This is a genomic window from Myxococcus llanfairpwllgwyngyllgogerychwyrndrobwllllantysiliogogogochensis, from assembly GCF_006636215.1.
GTDB lineage: Bacteria > Myxococcota > Myxococcia > Myxococcales > Myxococcaceae > Myxococcus > Myxococcus llanfairpwllgwyngyllgogerychwyrndrobwllllantysiliogogogochensis.
Map to the genome: position 1 here is coordinate 25710 of NZ_VIFM01000050.1, position 20218 is coordinate 45927.

At 67.6% G+C, this 20218-nt stretch carries 13 protein-coding genes; all 13 read right to left on the bottom strand.

Annotated features, from left to right (window positions below; translation table 11 throughout):
- Positions 1–83: 83 nt before the first annotated feature.
- On the bottom strand, positions 84–239 hold the full coding sequence (locus tag FJV41_RS52215) for a hypothetical protein (protein ID WP_181790652.1): 156 nt from the start codon (positions 237–239) through the stop codon (positions 84–86).
- A 410-nt stretch (positions 240–649) separates the two neighbouring features.
- Positions 650–1825 (bottom strand): hypothetical protein, encoded by a 1176-nt coding sequence (locus tag FJV41_RS15110; RefSeq protein WP_141643181.1) that lies wholly within the window; start codon positions 1823–1825, stop codon positions 650–652.
- Between the two features lie 210 nt (positions 1826–2035).
- A complete protein-coding gene (locus FJV41_RS15115; RefSeq protein ID WP_141643182.1) occupies positions 2036–3019 on the bottom strand; it encodes a lytic transglycosylase domain-containing protein in 984 nt (327 codons plus the stop codon).
- Positions 3020–3226: 207 nt separating this feature from the next.
- On the bottom strand, positions 3227–4129 hold the full coding sequence (locus FJV41_RS15120) for a hypothetical protein (RefSeq protein WP_141643183.1): 903 nt from the start codon (positions 4127–4129) through the stop codon (positions 3227–3229).
- 71 nt (positions 4130–4200) lie between these two features.
- Positions 4201–4809, bottom strand: coding sequence for a hypothetical protein (locus tag FJV41_RS15125; RefSeq protein ID WP_141643184.1), 609 nt, complete (start codon positions 4807–4809; stop codon positions 4201–4203).
- 27 nt (positions 4810–4836) lie between these two features.
- Positions 4837–5454 carry a hypothetical protein gene (locus tag FJV41_RS15130; protein ID WP_141643185.1) on the bottom strand — a complete coding sequence of 206 codons (618 nt, stop codon included), beginning with the start codon at positions 5452–5454 and terminating at the stop codon, positions 4837–4839.
- Positions 5455–5710: 256 nt separating this feature from the next.
- Positions 5711–6352 carry a hypothetical protein gene (locus FJV41_RS15135; protein WP_141643186.1) on the bottom strand — a complete coding sequence of 214 codons (642 nt, stop codon included), beginning with the start codon at positions 6350–6352 and terminating at the stop codon, positions 5711–5713.
- Positions 6353–6453: 101 nt separating this feature from the next.
- Positions 6454–6618, bottom strand: coding sequence for a hypothetical protein (locus tag FJV41_RS52220; RefSeq protein ID WP_174486594.1), 165 nt, complete (start codon positions 6616–6618; stop codon positions 6454–6456).
- A 21-nt stretch (positions 6619–6639) separates the two neighbouring features.
- Positions 6640–7281, bottom strand: coding sequence for a hypothetical protein (locus FJV41_RS15140; protein WP_141643187.1), 642 nt, complete (start codon positions 7279–7281; stop codon positions 6640–6642).
- A gap of 170 nt (positions 7282–7451) precedes the next feature.
- Complete coding sequence (locus tag FJV41_RS15145; protein ID WP_141643188.1) at positions 7452–8762, bottom strand: AHH domain-containing protein; 1311 nt, start codon at positions 8760–8762, stop codon at positions 7452–7454.
- Between the two features lie 144 nt (positions 8763–8906).
- Positions 8907–11954: a DEAD/DEAH box helicase gene (locus tag FJV41_RS15150; RefSeq protein ID WP_141643189.1), complete on the bottom strand. Its 3048-nt coding sequence runs from the start codon at positions 11952–11954 to the stop codon at positions 8907–8909.
- A complete protein-coding gene (locus FJV41_RS15155) occupies positions 11951–17056 on the bottom strand; it encodes a hypothetical protein (RefSeq protein WP_141643190.1) in 5106 nt (1701 codons plus the stop codon). The genes FJV41_RS15150 and FJV41_RS15155 overlap by 4 nt, the downstream gene beginning before the upstream one ends.
- Before the next feature lie 76 nt (positions 17057–17132).
- Positions 17133–19628, bottom strand: coding sequence for an AAA family ATPase (locus FJV41_RS15160; RefSeq protein WP_141643191.1), 2496 nt, complete (start codon positions 19626–19628; stop codon positions 17133–17135).
- Between the last annotated feature and the right edge of the window lie 590 nt (positions 19629–20218).

The window sequence follows — 20218 nt, forward strand, 5'->3', positions numbered from 1 at the left end:
CTGAGCGCATCTGTCGGTCAGACGCTGAGGTCCTGCGACGAGGGCGCGGCGGCACAGGCATGGTTGTGGACATAGCCGACGACTCACACCTGCGCGGACGGGAAGTCATCGTCCTTCACCGCGAAGAATGGCTTGCAGGCTTCGTGACTTCCCCGGACAGGCTCCGTCACCCGCCAGGACAAGGAGTCGCGACTGCCGGCCACGTACATCGTCGAACAGTACTCAGTGGACAAGCCCACGATGGGGCGCCGCCTTCCTGGGTCACACGCTTTCGCGCCAGGAAGTTTCAACATGGCCTCCGCTACATCCCGCAAGAGGCTGATTGGAATGGATGCGTCTCCTGTGGGCATTTCCACGGCGGGAACTTCCGACCAGGGTCCTCGCGCAAGCTCCGCGTCAGGAGCGGTGAGGACCGCTGAAGTGGAAGCAGCGCACCCACCGAGGACCCAGAAGAGCAGGCCAAGCGGCATGAAGGCATCAAAGGAGGCCATCGGCGCGCACTATGGCGGCGCTCCCACGGACGCACCGAGAATGCGCCAACACCTGTGCGATGGCGCTCATCCGCGCCGTCGCGCGCGAATGGGCCCTACGTACTCACTGCGCCCTCCCCGCCCGGACGACATGCCGGACGGGGAGCTGTCACCCGACCTCAGCGACCGTCGAAGTAGCAGAAGCCGTAGCCCCGGTCTCCACCGCCACCCGACAGCGGGTAGTAGATGTAGCCCAGCTCCTCGCCCGCTCCGCACTCGGAGCGCGCTCGCGCGTAGCGGTGGCACGTCGCCACCGCCAGGCCCGCCGCGCCATCCGCGTCGAAGCAGGTGCCACGCGCACCCTCCACACCACAGAACTCCGTGAAGGAAGAGGACGTGCACGCCTCGCCAATCAGCGCCGTATCGAACGCGAAGCCAATCGGCTCCAGCACCGACTGCTCGATGCACAGGCCATACACGCCACACACCGTGCCCGTGGGGCACCCCGGGGTCGGCGCCATGAAGTCACACGTCTTCAGGCACTGCGCGTTTTCGCTGAGCAGGTCCGTACACGCGAAGCCCTGCTCGCAGTCCGTCGTCGTCAACGCGTACTCGCTCTCCGCGGACGTCGCCGTGCAGGCCTCGCCCTGCGTCTTCGTCCCCAGCGCGCGCTGCAGCGTACCGTCCGTCGCGGCGTAGTCGTCCGCGACACACGCCGTGTCCGGCAGGTTCGACGTCAGCGAACCCTCGCGCGGATCACACCCGCCCGGACGCACCGTGTTCCACGTCGCGAAGCGAATCCACCGGCACTCGCCACCCGACACCACGGACGAACCCGTGTACGGGCCCGAGGTGGGCGTCGCGAGCACCGACTCGCGCAGCACCACGTTCGACAGCGCCCCCACCGTCTGCTGCGGCGACACCTGCAGCGCGAGCAGCAGCGCGCCCGAATCGGCGACGAACAGCTTCTGCGCCGTCGTGCCCATGTCCTGGTAGCCGAAGACGCACTGCTCACACGTGAAGGTGTTCGCCCCGCCCTGCGACAAGTCGTACAGCCCTGGCTGCGTGTTCATGTCCAGGCGGATGCGCACCTCGTCCCGCTGCGCGCCTCCGATGTTCGAAAGGTCTCCACGGAACGTCGGCTGCCGCTCGTACTGCACCGGCGTCAGCTCGATGCCGTTGAACAGCTCACCCACGGTGACTTCCGTACAGCCCGCAGGCGGCGTGAGGAAGCGCGCCTCCTGCTCGGCGGCACGAATCTCCGCCTGCTCCGGCGCGGGCTCGTGCGCCTCCTGCCCACAGCCGATGAGCCCCGAGACAAGCACCGCACCCCACCATCCATTGATGGACTTCATTCCGTCGTTCTCCCGTTGCAGACGACCGCGCCAGGGCGGTCGACCAGGCGTGTCCCTGGTTCACGCTGAGTAGATGCAGCCGATTGACAGGTGAAATCCGATGTCACTCAAGCCGCACACCCGATGAACGAAAATCCCGGGGGAAAGTCGCGAGCGCACCCCTGTCATTTTCGCGTGTCAGGGGTGCGTGGAATGGTGGGCGGGAGCCGCTCACGCCGGAAGCGTGCCCTCGCCCGTGGAGAGGGTGTTCATGAAGTCCTTCACCTTCGTCACGTAGGTCGCGTCGCCCGTGCCGGCGGGAATCGCGTTCGCGTTGTTGCGGTCCACGCCGTTCGGCCCGGAGTTGTAGGCGCGCAACGCCAGGTCCCAACCTCCGAACTGCTCCTTCATGTCCTTCATGTAGCAGGCGCCCGCGAGGATGTTGGTCTCCGGGTCGGAGAGGTTCTTCCCCTGCAGCTCGGGGTGCTTCGCCTGCAGCTCCTTGAAGGTGTTGGGGTTCACCTGCATCAGGCCGGTGTCCGTCAGGCCATTGCCGCCGTTGGTGGAGATGGCATCCAGGTTGCCACGCGACTCCTGCCAGATTTGCGCGGCCAGCATCTCCGCGGGCACGCCCGTCTTGGCCGCCGCGGACTCGATGGTGCTCCGCAGCTTCTCCAGGCCCGGAGGCAGGTTGCCACCCAGCTTCTTCCCGCCCTCGACGCTCGGCGCGGCACCAGGGCTCGCCGCCGCGCTGGGGCTCGCCGCCGCGCTGGGGCTCGCCGCCGCGCTGGGGCTCGCCGCCGCGCTGGGGCTCGCCGCCGCGCTGGGAGCCACCGGGCTGGGATTCAGGTCCAGGGGAGGCCGTCCCGAGGACGCCTGCGGAGAGAAGCCACTGTCACCGAAGCACGAACCCTGGGACGTGCCCTTGGAACCTTGGGGCGCCTGCACGCCGCCCTTCTCGGCGATCTGCGACATCACCTGCACGAGCGTGTTCATCACCGACAGGGTGCTCTCCAGCAGCTTGCCCAGATGCGCCTTCCCCCCACTGCCCAGGTCGAAGCCGTCCTGCTGGAGCGCGGCCAGGCCGGGAGCCAGCTTCACGCCCGAGCCCACCGACGGACTGAAGGAGGAGGACTCCACGCCGCCGCTGCGAAGAGGCGAGGCGCTGGGACGGGAGACAGGCGTGGCGGCGTTGTGCAGGGGAGCGATGCTCATGACGAGACCCTCGGGGGATGGGAGGCGGATTGATGCGACCCAGGACCCCATAGCAGCGCGTGTGCCAGCTCCCGCGATGAGGCGAGAGACAGACAACCCATGGATTTTCCAAAGAGGCGCGGGCCCTCGGATGACGCCAGCGCAGCGCAGCCTGATGACGGCTGTCATCAGCCGATGGTCCGCGTCATCAGGGGCGAGCTCAGCCCATCACTCCGCCGCGACTCGAGTTCCGGTCGAGGGCGGCACGAGGATGTCCATCCACTCGCCATAGGCCTCCGCGGGCGCGCCGCTCCCCTGGAACTCGCGCACGGAGCTCAAGAACTTCCGCCAGTGGTCCCCCACGACGGCGTCCAGCCAGTTCTCCTGGCTGTAGGCCAGCAGGCTCCCCGCGGCCTGGATGGCCGGGGCGTCCGGCCTGACGGCGAGGATGACAGCGAGCGAGTGGCTCTCCGCGCCAGGCACGCGGCTCGGTGCGGACGCATCCAGCCGCCAGCACGCCGCCGTGTCTCCGAGCGCCTCCGCCTTCACACACGTGCGGACCGCGTCGTGGAGAGAGGGCCGCGGGCCCGGCTTCCCATAGAACTCCACCGCGACCTCCGCCGCCCGCCGCGCCTTGGGCATCGGCAGCACGAGCCGCGCCTGGCGCAACGATTCGAGCTGGAGCGAGCCCCGCTGCTCCGCGCACGCCTTCACCTGTGCGCTGGCCTCCGGCAACACCTCGAGCACGCGAAAGGCATCGGGACACGTCTCGTACAGGCTGAACTCCACGACGCACTCGAAGCGAGCGAAGCCCTGCTCCCGCTTCGGGAACAGCGACAGGCCAAACTCCACCCGCCACGGTGAGTACCCCTCCGGGCACACGACGTCCGTCCCTCCATACGGCGTCACCATCAGCTCGTCGTGGAATGCCACCAGGTCCGCGCAGGCCCGCTGGCGCAGGGCGAGGAACGTCTCCTTCAGCCATGCCTTCTCGGCGGGGGTGTCGAGCCGGCCGCTCAGCAGGAACGCGTCATGCACGGTCTCATCCCACTGCCCCAGACAGTCCAGCGGCGGGCGCTTCTCCAGGAACCTGTCGAGGGGCCTGCTCTGGAACTCACGGGGGTCGGACATGCGGCTCCTCGCTCGGGCAGCGGGCTGGAGCCATCATGCAATGCATCACCCACCGCGCGCAGCAGGAGGCCTCAGGGGTACGTCACGCTGAAGGTCGCCGGCCCCTTCAGGAACGTCAGGCCTTCATCGGAGCGACAGCCATTGTCGATGTCCGTGCTCAGGAACGTTGTGGTCCGCACCGCCGTGGCGCCCTGGAACTTCCCGGACAGCACCTTCCCCGTCTGCGTGACGAGCGTCGTCGCGTCCTGCACGGAGACGTGCGACTGGCTCATCAGCACCGTGGACGTCTCCGTCGTGTTCCACGTCACCACCTGCCGTCCTGCTCCGGCTCTCGCCAGGTCCGCGCAGGAGATGCCTCGCACCAGGCTCGGTGCCTCCGAGCCCAGCGTCGCCGACGTCACCGCCGAGCCGAGCACCGTCACGCAGTTGCTCACCGTCGCCTGGAACGACACCGCGCTGTCCCGAGGCGACACCTTCACCCCCGTGCCGTACTTCGCCTCGCCGTGTCCGATGGGACAGGTGATGAGCACCTTCTCCGGAGGCCGCTCAATCGTCATGCCTCCGGACTCCTGTCCCTCCAGCGTCCCACGGCCCTGGCGTCCTCCTCCGTCCCCACAGGCCAGCGGCCCACAGAGCCCGACGAGCACGAGCCCCCTCACACCCCATGACGTCGCACGCATGAGCACCCTCCTGATTCGTCCAACGACTCACGTCATCGTGCGGATGAGCTCGAGCGTGGACGGCCCGCTCAGCCAGATGAGCCCGCCCGGCGACGCACAACCCTTCTCGATGTCCGAGTTGAGATACGTCACCGTCCAGATGGCCGTGGCCTCCGCGAAGGCGCCCGACTCCACGGTGCCCGTCAGCGTGAAGACCGTCAGCGGCCCCTGAGCCAGCTCCCGCGACTGACTGAACACCAGCGTGGACGTCTCACCCGTGTTCCACGTCACCACCTGGCGCACCGTGCGCGGCGTCAGCAGGTCCGCGCACGAGTAGCCCGCGAGCAGGCTCGAGTCGAGCGGCAGGCGCGCGGACACCACCGAGGACGCGGGGATGGTCACACAGTTGCTCAACGTCGTGGCCCCCGCCACCGTCACGTCCTTCGTCACCTCGCTGAGCCCCGGCAGGTACGACGCCTGGGTGATGCCGACAGGACAGGTGACGACGACGGGCCCCGGGCTGTCGGAGCGCGGCGGGGCCACAGCCGCCCCGGGCTCCCGGGGCTCATGCCCCTCCTCGCCACTCTCCGCCGACACATCAAAGGTCGAGGTGAGGGCGAGTGCGGAAAGAAGGACCACCACCGCCGCCGACAGACTTCTGCGCATTGCCGCTCCCGATAACGCTTCCGTTGCCGAGATAGGGAGCCACCGCGCACACGCCCATCCGCGAAATACGACAAGGGACGCTGGGAGACGCTCACACCTCCCCGCGAGCACGGGGCGGTGTGCCGCACCTCGCACGGGAAATGTCGGACACCAACGTCCACGCCCGGCCTGTCGGAACGGACACAGCAGCGCGCGAGTGCGGCGTCGTGAGGCCATGAGCGCGCCACCACGACACCGACTCACGCGCCCAGCGGATTCAGAGCAGCTTCGTCAGGGTGAGCGTCGTGAGGCCGGAGAGCGAGGTGAGCCCTTCGGGGGACGCGCAGCCATCCTCCAAGTCCAAGGTGACATAGGTGATGGTCCGGACCGCAATCGAGTCGACGAACTTTCCAGAGAGCACGGTGCCCGTCAGCGTGAAGACGGACAGCGTGTCCTGCACGCCCACGCGGAGCTGGGTGAAGACCATCGTCGAGGACTCCCCCGTGTTCCACGTCACCGTCTGGGTGACCGTCCTGGGCAGCAGCAGGTCCCCGCACGAAAAGCCCTGCACCACGCCCGACGTCAGGCTGCTGGTGCCCGATGTCACCGGGTCACCCAGCACCGTCACGCAGTTGCTGAAGGTCGCCTGACCCGACACCGTGACATTCTGGGGCGTGTTCTTCAGCCCCGGCGAGTAGGAGGCCTGACTCGTTCCCACCGGACAGGTGACGAGGACGAGGCCCAAATCCAGCGCCGCCTCCGAAGTCTCCGCCGAGGAACCCTCATCTGGTGCCGCGAGCACGCGCTCTTCCACGCCCCCACACCCGAGCATCAGCAGGACACACGCCATCAACAGACACGCCGTTCGTCGCATGAACGCCTCCGTGAATGAGGCGTCCAGCGTATCCAGCGAGTCCATGCGAGCCGGCCCCCTGCCCCACGGGAACATGCGACCTTCCGCTACGCGACAGGCCGAGCGTTGGCCACGCGATGCTCCTCACCCCGCAGCCAACCCCGCAATCACTCCCACGGGTTCGCGAACCGCGCGTCGCGCGTGAACTCCACATCCGTGAGGCTCTTGAGGAACGCCACCAGGTCCGCGCGCTCCGACTCCGTCGTTCGGGTTCGCCACAGGCCACCGTGGTTCCGTCCGGTGGTGAGGCCATGAGCGCGCCACCACGACACCGACTCACGCGCCCAGCGGCTTCAGAGCAGCTTCGTCAGGGTGAGCGTCGTGGGGCCGGAGAGCGAGGTGAGCCCTTCGGGGGACGTGCAGCCATTTTCCAGGTCGAGGGTGACATAGGTGATGGTCCGGACCGCGGTCGCGCCGACGAATTTCCCGGAGGCGACGGTGCCCGTCCGCGTCAAGACGGTCAGCGTGCCTTGCACGTCCAAGAGGAGCTGGGTGAGAACCAGCGTCGAGGACTCCCCCGTGTTCCACGTCACCGTCTGGGTGACCGACGAGGGCTGCAGGAGGGCCACGCACGAAAGGTCCCGCACCACGACCGGCGCCAGGTTGGTCGTGCCGGACGTCACCGGGGCGCCGAGCACCGTCACGCAATTGCTGAAGGTCGCTGGACCCGACACCGTGACATCCTGGGGCGTGGGCTTCAGCCCCGGCGAGTAGAAGGCCTGACTCGTTCCCACCGGACAGGTGACGAGGACGAGGCCCAAATCCAGCGCCGCCTCCGAAGTCTCCGCCGAGGAGCCCTCGTCTGGTGCCGCGAGCACTCGCTCTTCCACGCCACCACACCCGAGCATCAGCAGGACACACGCCTTCAACAGACACGCCGCTCGTCGCATGAACGCCTCCGTGAATGAGGCGTCCAGCGTACCCAGCGAGTCCATGCGAGCCGGCCCCCTGCCCCTCGGGAACAGGCGACCTTCCGCTACGTGACAGGCCGAGCGTTGGCCACGCGATGCTCCTCACCCCGCAATCACTCCCACGGGTTCGCGAACCGCGCGTCGCGCGTGAACTCCACATCCGTGAGGCTCTTGAGGAAGCGTCGCTCCACCCGCTACTCCTCGGCATCCGACGTAACGAGCGTCCGCAGCTCCGTCCCCTTCGTGACGAGTTCCCGAGCAATCCGGGCGAGTTCGCGCGTCAACGCGCCCCGACACCCGGCGATATCTCGGCAACCTCGCGTCGCGTCGTCCAGCAGTTCGAAGACCCGCGCATGGTAGGCCTCCGGGTGGGACCCTCGATGTCCCTTGATTCGAATCAGGTTCGCTGGGTCCTCCGGGCGCATCCCCCCCTTGCCGAAGAGTTCCTGGCAGCGCTGTGCCCACGGGCCGCCATCCGATTCAGCGGCCGTGCCCTTGCCCGCGCAGATGGGGTGCACCGCCCCTTCCGCGTCCCCCTGGATGCCACCCACCGTCCCCATGGGAGCCGCCCCAGGTCCCATCGCGACCGCGGCGACCGCCGTTGGCGCGAGCATCACTTTCAGCTCTCCTCCGGACGTGAGTGCAATCGACCGGACGTCTCCGGACAGGGCTCCCACAAGCTGAAAGCCCGCTTCCGTCTGGGCGCGTATCGCGGCTTGAGCAAAACCCGGCATCTTCGGTCCCCGCGTCGTCATGGCATTCCTCCCGCCGAGCACTGACAGAGAGACCACCACCAGGACTCGGGCTCCGTTGTCGCCCAGCACATTGCCGAAGCGATGTCCGACGCGCTCCAGCTCCTCGAAGCTCGCCGCGTCCCGGGACTCTTCCACCAGCCGCGAGAAGCCCTGCCCGAGCTTCCAGACGGGTTCCGTCCCGAGATACGCAATCAACGAGGCTGCCCAGGCGAGCGAGATGGGCTTCGTCATGGGCTCGGGAGCCACCAACGTCTTCAGTGCCGTCCCGGACATCGTCGTCACCAGGCCCCGCAGGGCCGCGACATTCACCGTGTCGCGGAGGTCCTCCTCGATGTCATCCCAGGCGCCATCGAACGCGAAGTAGAGCGCGAGCATCCTGCGCTCCATCGGCCCCAGCGTGAGCCCACCGGTCATCATGCCCAGGCAGCCCATCGGGTCCTCCTGCCGATGACAGATGCGCTCATGGGCCGACGAGACGGCCCGCCCGAGCGCTCCGTCGCCGCCGCTCCCGTGGGACACGCTCGAGGAGCGACGATCCTCCTGGTCGACCTCCTTGAACACGGCGTCCAGGCGCAGGTCGGGCACGAGCCGCGCGACGGCACCCTTGAACTCCTCCTCGTCCATCTCGACAGGCTCTGTCTCGATGGGCGTATATGCGATTGATTTGCCCCCTCCCGTATCCAGACGGACGACACGGGTCGACGCGCAGCCGCTCGCCAGCAGCAGCGCAAGAACTCCCAATGCTCTCATGGATGGCCCCTGAAGACAGCCGCCAGCGCATCGACGAGCGATGCGCCTCATCTCCGCGGATGACACCCGAAGGCACCGGGGATGGACATCCCCCTCAGGAGGTATTGCATCGAGGCACGGGCGTCATGGCGCGCCGCCGCGCCTTCACGCCTCGCCGGGGTCCTCCCCCACGACAACCCCCACCATCTCTTCGTCACCAAGAACTTCGTTCTTGAGCGGGAAGCGGAGCATGGCCTCCATCTGCTGGAAGAGCGCTTCGCCCATCAGTTGTTCCTTGCGCCAGCGGGCGGCGGCCAGACGCAGGCTTGGCTTGTACTGACCGGCAAGGATCCACTGACGCATGGCCTCCAGGGTCGCAAGCCGTGCTTCATCACTCCCCTTGCGCAGGGCGTCGACCGAGGAGAGGACCCACTCCTCATTGATATTCAGCGCCGGCTTCTGCCTCTGTGCTCGAACATTCTCCGCCAGACTGGAGAAGAGCCGCCGCCCCTCTTCCGCCAGCAGGCTCGCGCGCTGCCGACACCTGACAACCCACTCTCCTTCCTGCACATCCGTTTTCTGGGAATGATTGAAGAGCAGGTCCAGTCCAGCGACATCGGCGATGCGCTCCATGCCCCCTTCATCCTGTTCGCGCCAGAAGGCCCAGTACCAACCCAACCGTGTGGCAACGACTCCCGGGAGGCGGGATTGCGTCGCCGCCCGGCGTCCAGGACGCAGGGCGCGGATTCGCGCATAGCGGGCGGGCTCCGTCTGCTGGATGGTCAGGATTCGTTCGGCATGGCGGCCGAGCGCATCCATCTCGTCCTGTGCTTCAGCCTTCTCCAGGGCCATTCCGGCATAGATGTCCAGGACACCGTCCACATCGGGCCGCTCCTCCAGTGGAAGGATGTGGCTGTCTTCACCAAAGACCTTCAAGAACTCCTGGATGCGCCGCCGGAGCACCTGCTCGAGCCCCAGGTTGGATTCGAGGGCCCGCTCCGGCAGGAAGCTGGAGATGTGAATCTCCTCGTTCAGGCTTCCCAGGCGGTCGATACGTCCCGCGCGTTGGATGAGCCGCACGGGATTCCAATGAAGGTCGTAGTTGATGAGAGTGTCGGCATCCTGGAGGTTGATGCCCTCACTGAGCACGTCCGTGGAGATGAGCAGGTCGATCTGCTCCCCCTTCGGCACCGCGGAGCCATCCCGCACGGGATTGGCCCGGGGCGCGAAACGCTGAGCAATCCGCCGGACGTTTCCGCTGCTCCCCGTCACCATCTCGACGACACCATGCCCCTGCTCGAGGTGCGCGTGGAGGAACTCCGCCGTGTCGGTGAACTGAGTGAAGATGAGCGTGCGGTGCTCGCCGGGAGGACGTGCCGCCAGATAGGCCCGAAGGCGCGCGAGCTTCGCATCCGCCGCCGAGGTCTGCTGATGCATGGCCCCCAGGAGTTCGTCCACCCGGTCCAGGTCCGCCGTCAGGGCGTTGCGCAGCCGGTCCACATGGAACATCCCCGAGGGCATCTGGTCGCCTCCCGGGGTCGACTCGCCTTCGTCCTCCACTTCCGCGACGACCAGCACGAAGCCCTCCTGGAGATTCGAGAGGGAACGCCGGAGCCGGGTCCGGAGTCGCTCCAGCGAGGCACGGAACGCGGCTTCACTGGACTCCAACCGCTTGAGCAACAGCACCTTGAACAAGCCTCGAAGGCTCTGTCCCGCCTGCCGGAAGCCGACCATGCGGGAATCGTCGCGGTGCATCTCCAGCACGTAGGCGGCCAGCCCGTAGAGCGGGTATTCCATGCTACCCAGCACCTGGATGATTCGCTCGTACAGACCGGTGCCGTACGTGTCCTCGATGCGGTAGCGCAGACACTGCTCTGGTCCCGAGACTCGCTTCGGGAAACGGATGGGAACCCAGTCATATCCCCCAGCAGGCCGTTTCACCGGGAGCTTCGCGTCGCGGTAGTGGTTCTGGATGAAGCGGCGGGTGCGGCGCACCACGACGTGCTGGAGGACGTTGGTGAGGGACTCCTTTCCGGCCTCCACCGCCTTGAAGTAGTCCTCCAGGGATTCTCCTGGGAAGGGCAGCCGAGTGAAGTTCTCCGGAAAGAGCTTCAACTGCTGCATCACGTCCCGGGGGCTGTTGTTCTGGGGCGTCGCGGAGAGCAGCAACACCTGCCGTCGCGAAGGCACGTTGTTGGGATGCAGCCACTCCCAGATTCGCTCATAGCGGCGCGTCGCGGGGTTGCGGAAGTTGTGGGACTCGTCCACCACGAGCACCTGGCGCTGGCTGTACTTGGGAAGATCCTCCAGCTTTCCATGGGACAGCGTGCGGAGGTTCACTCCGAAATCGTCGGCGAGGGCCTGCCAGGTCGGACACACGGTGGGCGGTGCAATCACCAGCGCGTGGCGGTCCATCGTGTCCTGGAGATACCGCAACAGGGCCATGGCGATGTATGTCTTTCCCAGACCCACGACGTCCGCCAGGAAGACGCCTCCGAAGCGCCTCAGGATGCCCTTGGCCTGCTGATAGGCCGCCCGCTGGAACGTCGTCATCACGTCCAGCAGGGGATTGCTGTCGGTCAGGTCGGCGCCCTGGAGCATCTCCAGGAAGAACTCCGAGAGGACCTTGAGATACAGGTCCTCCGCCCCAATCATCCCTCCAGCCCAGGAGTTCTCCAGCAGCGCCTGGACCTCCTTCGAGATGTCTTCCGACTCCGCCGCGCGCAACCGGAACCATTCCCGGGCCCGCTCATGCATCGCGCCCGTGAGCGTCAGCTCCAGCTCCGCGCCCGGAGGCCGAAGCAAGGTGCCCCGCGTGATGGGTCCCATGGGGACGAGGCTGCTCGTCGGACGGCTGATGAGCCGGCTGAAGAGGGGACCTGGTTGATGGTGGAGAACGCGAGCCTCGGCGGCGGAGAGCTTGCGAACCCACTCCCCGATTCTCGACTCCCATTCCGTCGTCTGGGGAAGTCCATCCAACTGTCCACCGAACGCCTCCAGGAGCGCCTGACGATGCGCATGCGTCGCCTTGGCGGGGAGGGCCGCATGCGGCTCCTTCGCGAGGGCCGCGTGTCCATGCGGAGGCTGTGCCAGCAGACCCGGCGCCGACAACAGGAGCTCCATGCGCGCCTCGGCCTGGAAGATCTCCAGGACGTCCGTGCGCAACTCCCCCGCCGAGACCAACGTCGCTCCGTCCATCGACCCCGTGCTCATGAGACCCGCCCTCGCTTCAGCCAGACATCCATTGATGTGGAGAGGAGCGACACCTCGGGGAGAAGCCCCGTGTTGTCGCCCAGCCAGGCCACCATGGTGACCTCCAGAAGGGAAACCTCGTCCACGTCACCCACTGGCGGGATGGGAGGCGGCACGAACAACGGGGTCGCCACCAGGATCTCCTCGGGATGCGGCGATACCACTGGAGCAGCCCCTGGCGGAGGCACTGGGACCACCAGGGTCGGCTGCGTCTGGGGAAGCTCCGTCCCCATGGGGACCGCCCCGGCCTCCAGCCCCAGGGCCCTCAGAAGGACCGGACTCCAGACACCCTCCACGGGGAGTCCTGCATGCGCCACGAGGAAGCGGACGGGTGTCGTGGCCGCCTCCATGCCTGGCCATCGAGCCCAGGCGACGGACGCGAGCGGGGGCACGAAGCGGCGGCCTCCAGCGGCCCCCTTCTGGTCCGGCGGCGCCCAGGACCATCCCGAGGGGGCGCCCTCGCGAGGACGAGACTTCCACCAGCCCGCTAACGCACGCGCCAACAAGCGATGCGCGGTCCGCAGCCATGCACCCTCTCCCGGGAAGGCACGCCGCACCCGCTCCTCGACCCACACGCTGGCCCGTGCCCCATCCTCGACGAGCGGGGTGGGCCGCCTGGCTTCGAGGAGGCGGCAGAGGTCCAGGGGCCGTGACTCCCGCAGGACCAACGCCCCCATGAGCTCCCTCAGCGCCACGGTCCCCACGCTTCCAGGAGGCATCCTCTGCGCATCAGGCGATTCCCGCCCCGCGTCCACCTGTTCGGCGTCCGACGTGGAGAACGCCCCCACGAGGCCCATCAAGCGAGGCAGATGAAGCCGGAGCAGGCGCTCTCGCGCGGCGCGCCCCTCCCAGAACTCCGCCGAGAGAGGCTCGCATGCGGGCGATGGCAACGGTGGAAGGAAGAGGGCCTGCTCCGACGAGAAGATGCCGATGGTGCTCACCCCTGGCGAGGTCGGAGCCATCCGTAGCCTCACCACCTCGATGCCATCACGAGGTGACTCGTCCCACCCCTCGTCGTCGCTGTCGGGGTCTTCCTCAACCCGCGTCTCGGTACGAACCTCGGCGGGTGAAGCTCGTGACAGGAGCTCATGGACGTGGGGAAGCCGCTCGACCCCCCGTTCGATGAAGGCGCCGTCGAAGCCGGCCGCTACCGGGCTGCCCTCCATGCGAAAGAGCCCTGGGACCACGGAGCGCAGCCCCGGCGCTCTCGTCAGGGGCCAGAGGCGCGTGATGAGGCCCGCGAGGCTCGTGGGTTCGTCCCGATGCATTCCCTGGTCCATCGGGCCAAACAGGGCCGCGACGGCCTCGTGGAAGGAAGCCCGCGCCGTTTCAATCACGAGCCGGGCGCCTGAAGCGCGCAGGGCCACGAGCCTGTTCGATGCGAAACGCACCCGGTGGTACGCCTCCGTCAACGGAGACTTCACGAGCCCCGGTGCCCCAGGCGGCAGCCCCGTGGGATGAAAGGTATTGGGCAGGACCGCCAGGCTGGAGAGAAAGAACCGACCCACGAGGTCCGCGCTCCCCGTGGCCACGTCGTGCTCCAGGGTCTCCAGACCTCGCAGCAGGGCTTCGCGCTCGGCGGCGGACAGCCGCCCTTCCAGACGCTTTCGTCCGGCGGCACCTGGAGCCCCGTTTCGCAAGGCCTGACGCATGAGGATTCCCAGCACCACGGCGCCCACCCGGACCTGCTGCGCCTTCAACTCGGGAAGAGTCAGTCCCAGCAGACAGGCCGCGCTCTCCATCCTCCAAGGATGGAGTACCGGCTCACAGAGTCCCAAGGCCGGCAGGGCCCGCCGCTCCTGCGTCGGAGGGCGCAACACGACGGGCGTGCCACAGCCCCAGGAGCCGGGTTCGCACGGCTCGAAGGCGCGCCTGCGCCCGTGCGTCCGGCCACACCAGCAGGACCACCTGACGGGCGCGTCGTCTTCCTTGGCATAGCCCGTGGTCCATTGCCGCACGCGGGACATGGTCAAGGACTCCAGCTTCGCGGCCCGCCCCTTTCCCGGTTGGCGCGTCGACTTCGTCTTCATCCAGTCAGGCGGCGCGATGTCGGCGGCCTCCAGGACTTCCGCGAGGCGGGGAAGAAAAGGAGGGACATCACCCGCCCAGGCCCGTTCGACCTCCGCCAGCTTCGCCGAGTCCTCGGGACGTGCCGCCGTCCACCACAGACGCTCCATGGCGGACAACGCTGGCGCTTCAGCGCTCGCGGGAATGCCCTCTCCATCGCGGGCGCGAAACCGGAGCTGGAGGTCGGGTCCGACGAGCACGTCGCGCGTCGCGGGGAGCACGAAACAGGTGCCCACGTGGGCGGTGGCCCGCTCCAGCAGTTCGCCCGTCACCCCATCGAACCACACGTCCGAGGGAGAAATGGCCGCGAGGGTCGGGTCCTCGATGACCAGCTGCGCGGGCGCACCATCTTCCTGATACGGAGCATCCTCCCGCCTCAAGCCTTCCTGGAAGGGAAGCACCCGCCCATCTGGCAGGACCAGATGGCTCCAGGGAAAGGAAGGAGCCTCGGTGCCCACGACGAGCGTGATTCGCCATGCGAGCCCTTCGCCCGACTTGTCCCGCTCCAACTCCTCATGGATGTCGAGGACTTGTCCGTGGACACCGGGCGGAACGAACCAGCGCTCCACGGCCTTGGGAAGCTTCAGCGAGGGGAGCGGGAGGATGGTTTCCTCCTCCGCCTCATCCTTCGTGGGCTTCTTCGGCGTGAACGTGAAGACATTGGCGGCGAGGCTCCACATGTTCATTTCGTGGAGGCTCGTCGTCCTCGGTCGGGTACCCGCGAGCTGGGCCCAGAGCGACCGCTCCGCCTCCAGCCATGCATCTCCGGCCTTCACGCAGGCCCCCCGCGACAGCAGCACGCGGTGCGCGACGACACCTTCGCTTTGCATCAACCCGGGAATCCTGACGCTGAATTCGCGAGCGCGGACCACCTTGCTCTCGGGTGGCGGCGGCGCCTCCATCGTCCACCGGGCGCACAACCGAGGCCCGTGGACGGAGACCACGCGAAGTCCCTCGGAGAGTGGGCGTGCTTGAAGCGCGACCTGCGCGGCCGACCGCAGCCGGCCCGCTGGCAGAGAGGCGAAGTGGGAAAGTCCCCGCGCAATCCAGCCCCGCGTCCCCAGGCCTCCAGTGCCCCCAGCTCGCGGATTCACCTGAGGCAGCGACTCCATCGAGACTCCCAGCCGAACCACCCCCGTCGCGTTCCGGAGAGGCACCGAGAGGTCTCCCCCCGGAGTGAGACGAGCCACTTCGACCGGGACCCACGCCCCCGGACGCAGGTCCGCTGACACGTCGGGACAGGCCCACGCGGGTGCGGTGCCGGCGTCCGTCGCGACGGCGTGCCGCAGGATGGGGAGCAGTTCCTCCGGTGTCGTCATCCCCGGCGCGGGCTCCAGGACCGCCTTGAGGAAGACCTTGCTGACCAGGAGCAGTCGGTCGTCACGCCCGACGACACCGCGCAGGAGGGCCGGCAGGCTCCGAGGAAGCTCATGGGCGTCATCTTCATAGGATGCCAGCCGCATGCTGATGCCCATCAGCTTCCGGTACGTCGCGCTTTCGAGGAACGCGCAGAGACTTCCGCCCGCCAGCGACCCGATGGCCACGGGGTCCCGGGAGGCCCTGAGTACGGAAGGCGCAAGCCCCTCTTCCTTCAGCAACTCCAGGGGTGACTCCAGTTCAGGTTCGGGCCCCGCCCCTTCCGGGGCCGCGCCCTGCTCCGGGATTGGCGACTCCTCCTCGACCTCTTCCTCGAACCCCTCGTCGAAGGACGGCTCCTGGACTCTCGCATCTCCTGCGCTCAGCAGTCCCTTGCCAAACACCCTGGGGACCCACCGATACCAGAGGCCATCCAGGAGCATCCGTCCCTGGTCATCCACCTCCGGCACTCCGACGGGAAGGGAAAGAGGCAGCGCCCTCCCGTCGTCAAAGACAAGCTCCAGCTTCAGGGTGAGCCGCCGAAACCAGCTCTTCCCACTCCGGCTCGCGACCTCCGGCGAAGTGGGGGCCTCGAGGTCATAGCCTCGGTAGCACAGCCTCGCCTGCTTGTGGGCCAGGGTGAAGGGAAGGGCCATGCGCAGCACCCGCTCCAATCCCCACCAGAGCCGGGGTTGCTGACCGGGCGCACCACGGTCTTCTTGCAGGAACGCGCGCCGCTCATGGTCCAGGAGCCGGTCCCAGGTAACACCCGGAGGCGTCGACAGCGAGGGCGCGAGGGCCACCGGGTTCCATTGGCGTGACACCTCCACGGGGTCCGGCCCCAACGCGGACTCCACGCGCCGCACCAGCTCCACCACCTCTTCCCCGCCTGTCAGCCGGAGCAAGCTCATGCGGCGCAGCCATATCAACAGGGTGTCACGCAGCTCGCCGCCCCTTGCATAGCCCACCATCTGACGCGTTCTGGGAACGAGGGTCCCTCCATCCTTCTCCTCCCGATAGGCGAACTGGCAGGCATTCCATCCGGGCGCGATGGCCACCACGAGTCCATAGGGATGTCTGCGAAAGATGGGCTGGAAGTTGGAGCCATGGGGGTAGGGAAAGACGAGCTCCGCCAGGGACACCATGAAGTCGCCATGGCGAGCGATGGTGCGGAGTCGACGGATGACCGCCGTGGAGTCCAGCCGCTGCGTCTCATCCACCACGTGGGCTTCGTATCGGAGATGCCCCACGAACAAGCGGCTCAACAGGGTGAGCGCCGCATCTGCCTCGTCACACCGGGCGAGTTCATCCAGCAGGGACAGGCACTCCCTCCCTCGTGGAATGGTGTCAATCCATGCCGAGCCGTTCTCCCAGGGGCTCCACCCCACCTCCTCGGGTTGTGCCGGCGCATCCCGAGCAAGCGCAACAGCGGCGGGCAACGGCGCCACGGGAGTGACCACCGCGGCGGGAGGAAACGTTTGCAGCCGCCCCACCAGGGCCGCCACCAGCGCGATGTCCGGAGCACCAAGCCCCGCCCAACCTCGTTGGTCGAACTGTTGCCGTAAGGAGCGTGCTTCCTCGCGGAGAGACGACTGCTCCAGTGTCGAGAGCAGTTGCCGCACGACGGATGACGCGGACATGTCTTGTTCGTTCGACAATGAGCCCCCTTGAAGCCCCCGAGAACCGCTCCCTTCGCCTGGATTCGAGGTAGGCCCTTCAGGGTGCTCGCGTCTGGGCTTCGAACCGTCCCGCCAGCAAATCCGCCAGGCTCGCTCCACAGTGACGTCGCGTCTCCGTGAGGAACCGCTGGATGGAGCGCTTGGAGACGGACCGGGGCCCACGCTCCAACGCGGCGGCGAGCGCCTCCACGGTCAGGTGCACCGGCCCCAGGCTCTGCTCCAGACTCGGCGCCTTGCCCAGCGCGCAGCCCAGATAGGACTCGGTGACCGCGGCCTCCAGGTCCGAGCCCGAGAAGAAGCGCTGGTCCACCAGGTTCCGCGCGAACAGTGGAGACAAGATGGCCTTCAGCTCCACGGCGCTGGGGACACGGTCCGCGGCCGCGGTCTCCGCTCGCGCCAGCCGACTCAGGTAGTGAGTGACAATCTCCACCGCCTCGTCCAGGTCCGGAGGAGGCACGGGGACGAAGCGTCCGAAACGGCCGCTCCGGATGACTGCTTCATCCAGAGCACCCAGGAAGTTCGTCGTGCCTACGATGATGCGTCGCAACCTGCCCGCCCGGTCCAACTGCACCAGCAGTTCGTTGACGTCCGCCTTCTCGTCACTGTGCATATCGCCCGAGCGACGGGAGCGCGCGACCGCGTCCAGCTCATCGAGCACGAGCATCCGCTTCTCCTGCTCCACCACCCAGTCGAACTGCTCGCGAATCATGCGCTGCCCCCAACCGACGTAGGGGCCACGCAGATCTGAAGGCGAGAGCAGCCGCACCTCCTGCTCCAGCTCACCCGCTATCGCACGAGCGAGCAGCGACTTGCCGCAGCCAGGGGGCCCGAAGAAGAGAATCCCCGAGGCCCGGGAGACATTTCGCAGCAGCGCCCCGCGCTGCTCCGGCCATACGATATCGCGGCGGATCCGCTCCTTGACGGAGGCATAGCCAGCCACGTCGTCCAGTAGCGGCAACGCGTCGTCGCGGCGCTCCGACTTCTCGACCGGAGATTCGAGCCGGGCCGCCTCCTCCGGGTCCTTCACCTCCGAGGCGTTCTCCACCAGCGCGCGCGCCTCGAGCGAGGCGAAGGCGGCTCCCGCGACGGGCACCAGCACCGAGCCTCCCTCGCCCAGATGGTGGGCGATATCCGCCAGGAAGGGGCCAGCCCACAGCAGCGCCTCGCCAGGGACCACCAGGGAGAAGGGCTCGTCCGGCTTGCGACGGGAGAAGATCTTCCGGTGGTAGAAGGACTCCATCGGGCCGCTGCCCACCAGCGTCTCTACCTCGAACGTCCCCTGCCCCTCCACATGCAGGTCCGTGCGAATCACCTCCTGTTCGTCACCTTCATCGTCCAGGACCTCGATCCGGTGCTGCTCGAACTGGAGCGAGGCCTCGGGATTCCTCACCAGGAGCCACTGCGCCAGCCGGGCCTTGAGGGAGAGTGACGTGCTGCTTTCGTTGCTGCCCTTGAACCGGGAGAGCGGTGTCCGCGTGAGGAGGTCTCCCCACGAGTTCATCGCCTGGGCCGCCCCCTGAGCGCTGGCCTCGCGACTCCACAACACCAGCTTCAATGGAGACAGCTCCGACACGACCGCCTCTGTCGCCAGCGCGGGTTTGCCTCCCACCATCAACAACAACTGGGACACGGGCACCCCACCCCCAGCAATCGCCGTGGCATCGAACTCGAAGATGGGTCCCGGCCAGGCGGCCAGCAGGCGCGACAGGTCGACGGGTGCCTCTCTGTCTCGCTGGAGCGCGATGAGGTTGAGGGCATGGGGCGCGTCACGCAGCCGGGGCCCCTCCGAGTCCAGCAGCGAGGGCTTGAGATACCCATGCAGCAAGTGGGACGAACCTCGGACAACCGCGGGGGCCCCGTTCTCCCCACGCCCCGTCCAGACGAAGCGCTGCGCGGAGCGGTAGGCCCAGCCCATCACCCCTTCCCAGGTGGCCTGAAGCCAGTCCGCTGTCTCCCGACGCTCTGGAAGATAGAGCAGCGCGAGGAGCGGCTCGGCACCGGTGAGCGCTCGCAGGAACGCCACCTCGCGGTCCTGCGACAAACCCAATGCACTGGGCCAGAAGGGCTGCGGCAGCGCGAAGCCTTGGGAGGGCTCCGAATCCTGGGCGTCGTCCTCTTCCGGCGAGGGGTCGATGAGGGCCTTCTTCAATGACAGAACGAAGGGCGCGTGGCGGTCCCAGCTTCCCGTGGTGGGATTGACATCCAGCCCTGCCCGCTCAAGCTGCCGCACGACGCTCCCCAACGAGGTGCGCTGCATCTTGACGTCTGTTGAATAGCCAAACACCCCGACCAGCTCGGACAAAGAGGACTGGCCCACCAGGCTCAGGGTGTTGCTGAACTTCGTCTGCCGCCGTCGAGCATCCGCCAGCCACAGGGCCAGCGGCTCCACGTCCGCGCGGGAGACCCGTTCCAGGGTATTACCCTTGAGGGGCAGCCGCACCGTGAGCATGGTGCCGCTGCGCCGCGTCACGATGCCAATGGGATTCCCCGTTTGCTGCGTGATGACCACGGTATCGCCAACCATGACCTTCATGACGCCCCTCCCAGGGTCGAGAGCATGGCACGAGGTGGACACTCTCGTCGCACACCCGCGCGAATGACACCCGAAGGCACCGGGGCCGGCCATCCCCCTCAGGAGGTATTGCGTCAAGGCACGGGCGCCAGGGGCGCACCGCCGCGCCTTCGCTTCATGTGCTCCTCCGGCCTCGCCGTACAGTGCGGCGTCGGGCTGGTAGGCTTTGGCACCGCACGGACCAGGGGAGCACATACGCCAGTGAGGACGACCAGCACGTTCTGGCGAGACACGGCATCGTCCGCGGCATCAGCCGATGCGGCAACTGCTACGACAACGCCGCCCTGGAGAGCGGGTTCAGCACGCTCAAGCCAGGGGTGGACAATGCGCGTTAGCGCCTTGTTGGCCATGGCGCTGTTGGCCACGGGGTGCGCCTCGGTGACGCATGCTCCCGGGCGCGACAGAACGCTGAACCACGCGCCACATGCAGCCTCGTCCCCCGCGTGGGAAGGGGAGCCGAGCGACGACCGCACGCACGCCATCGCGGGACCCGAAGCAGGACAACGGCTGTGGCGGCATCGGGGACCACGCAGCGACGCAACCCGGGCTGG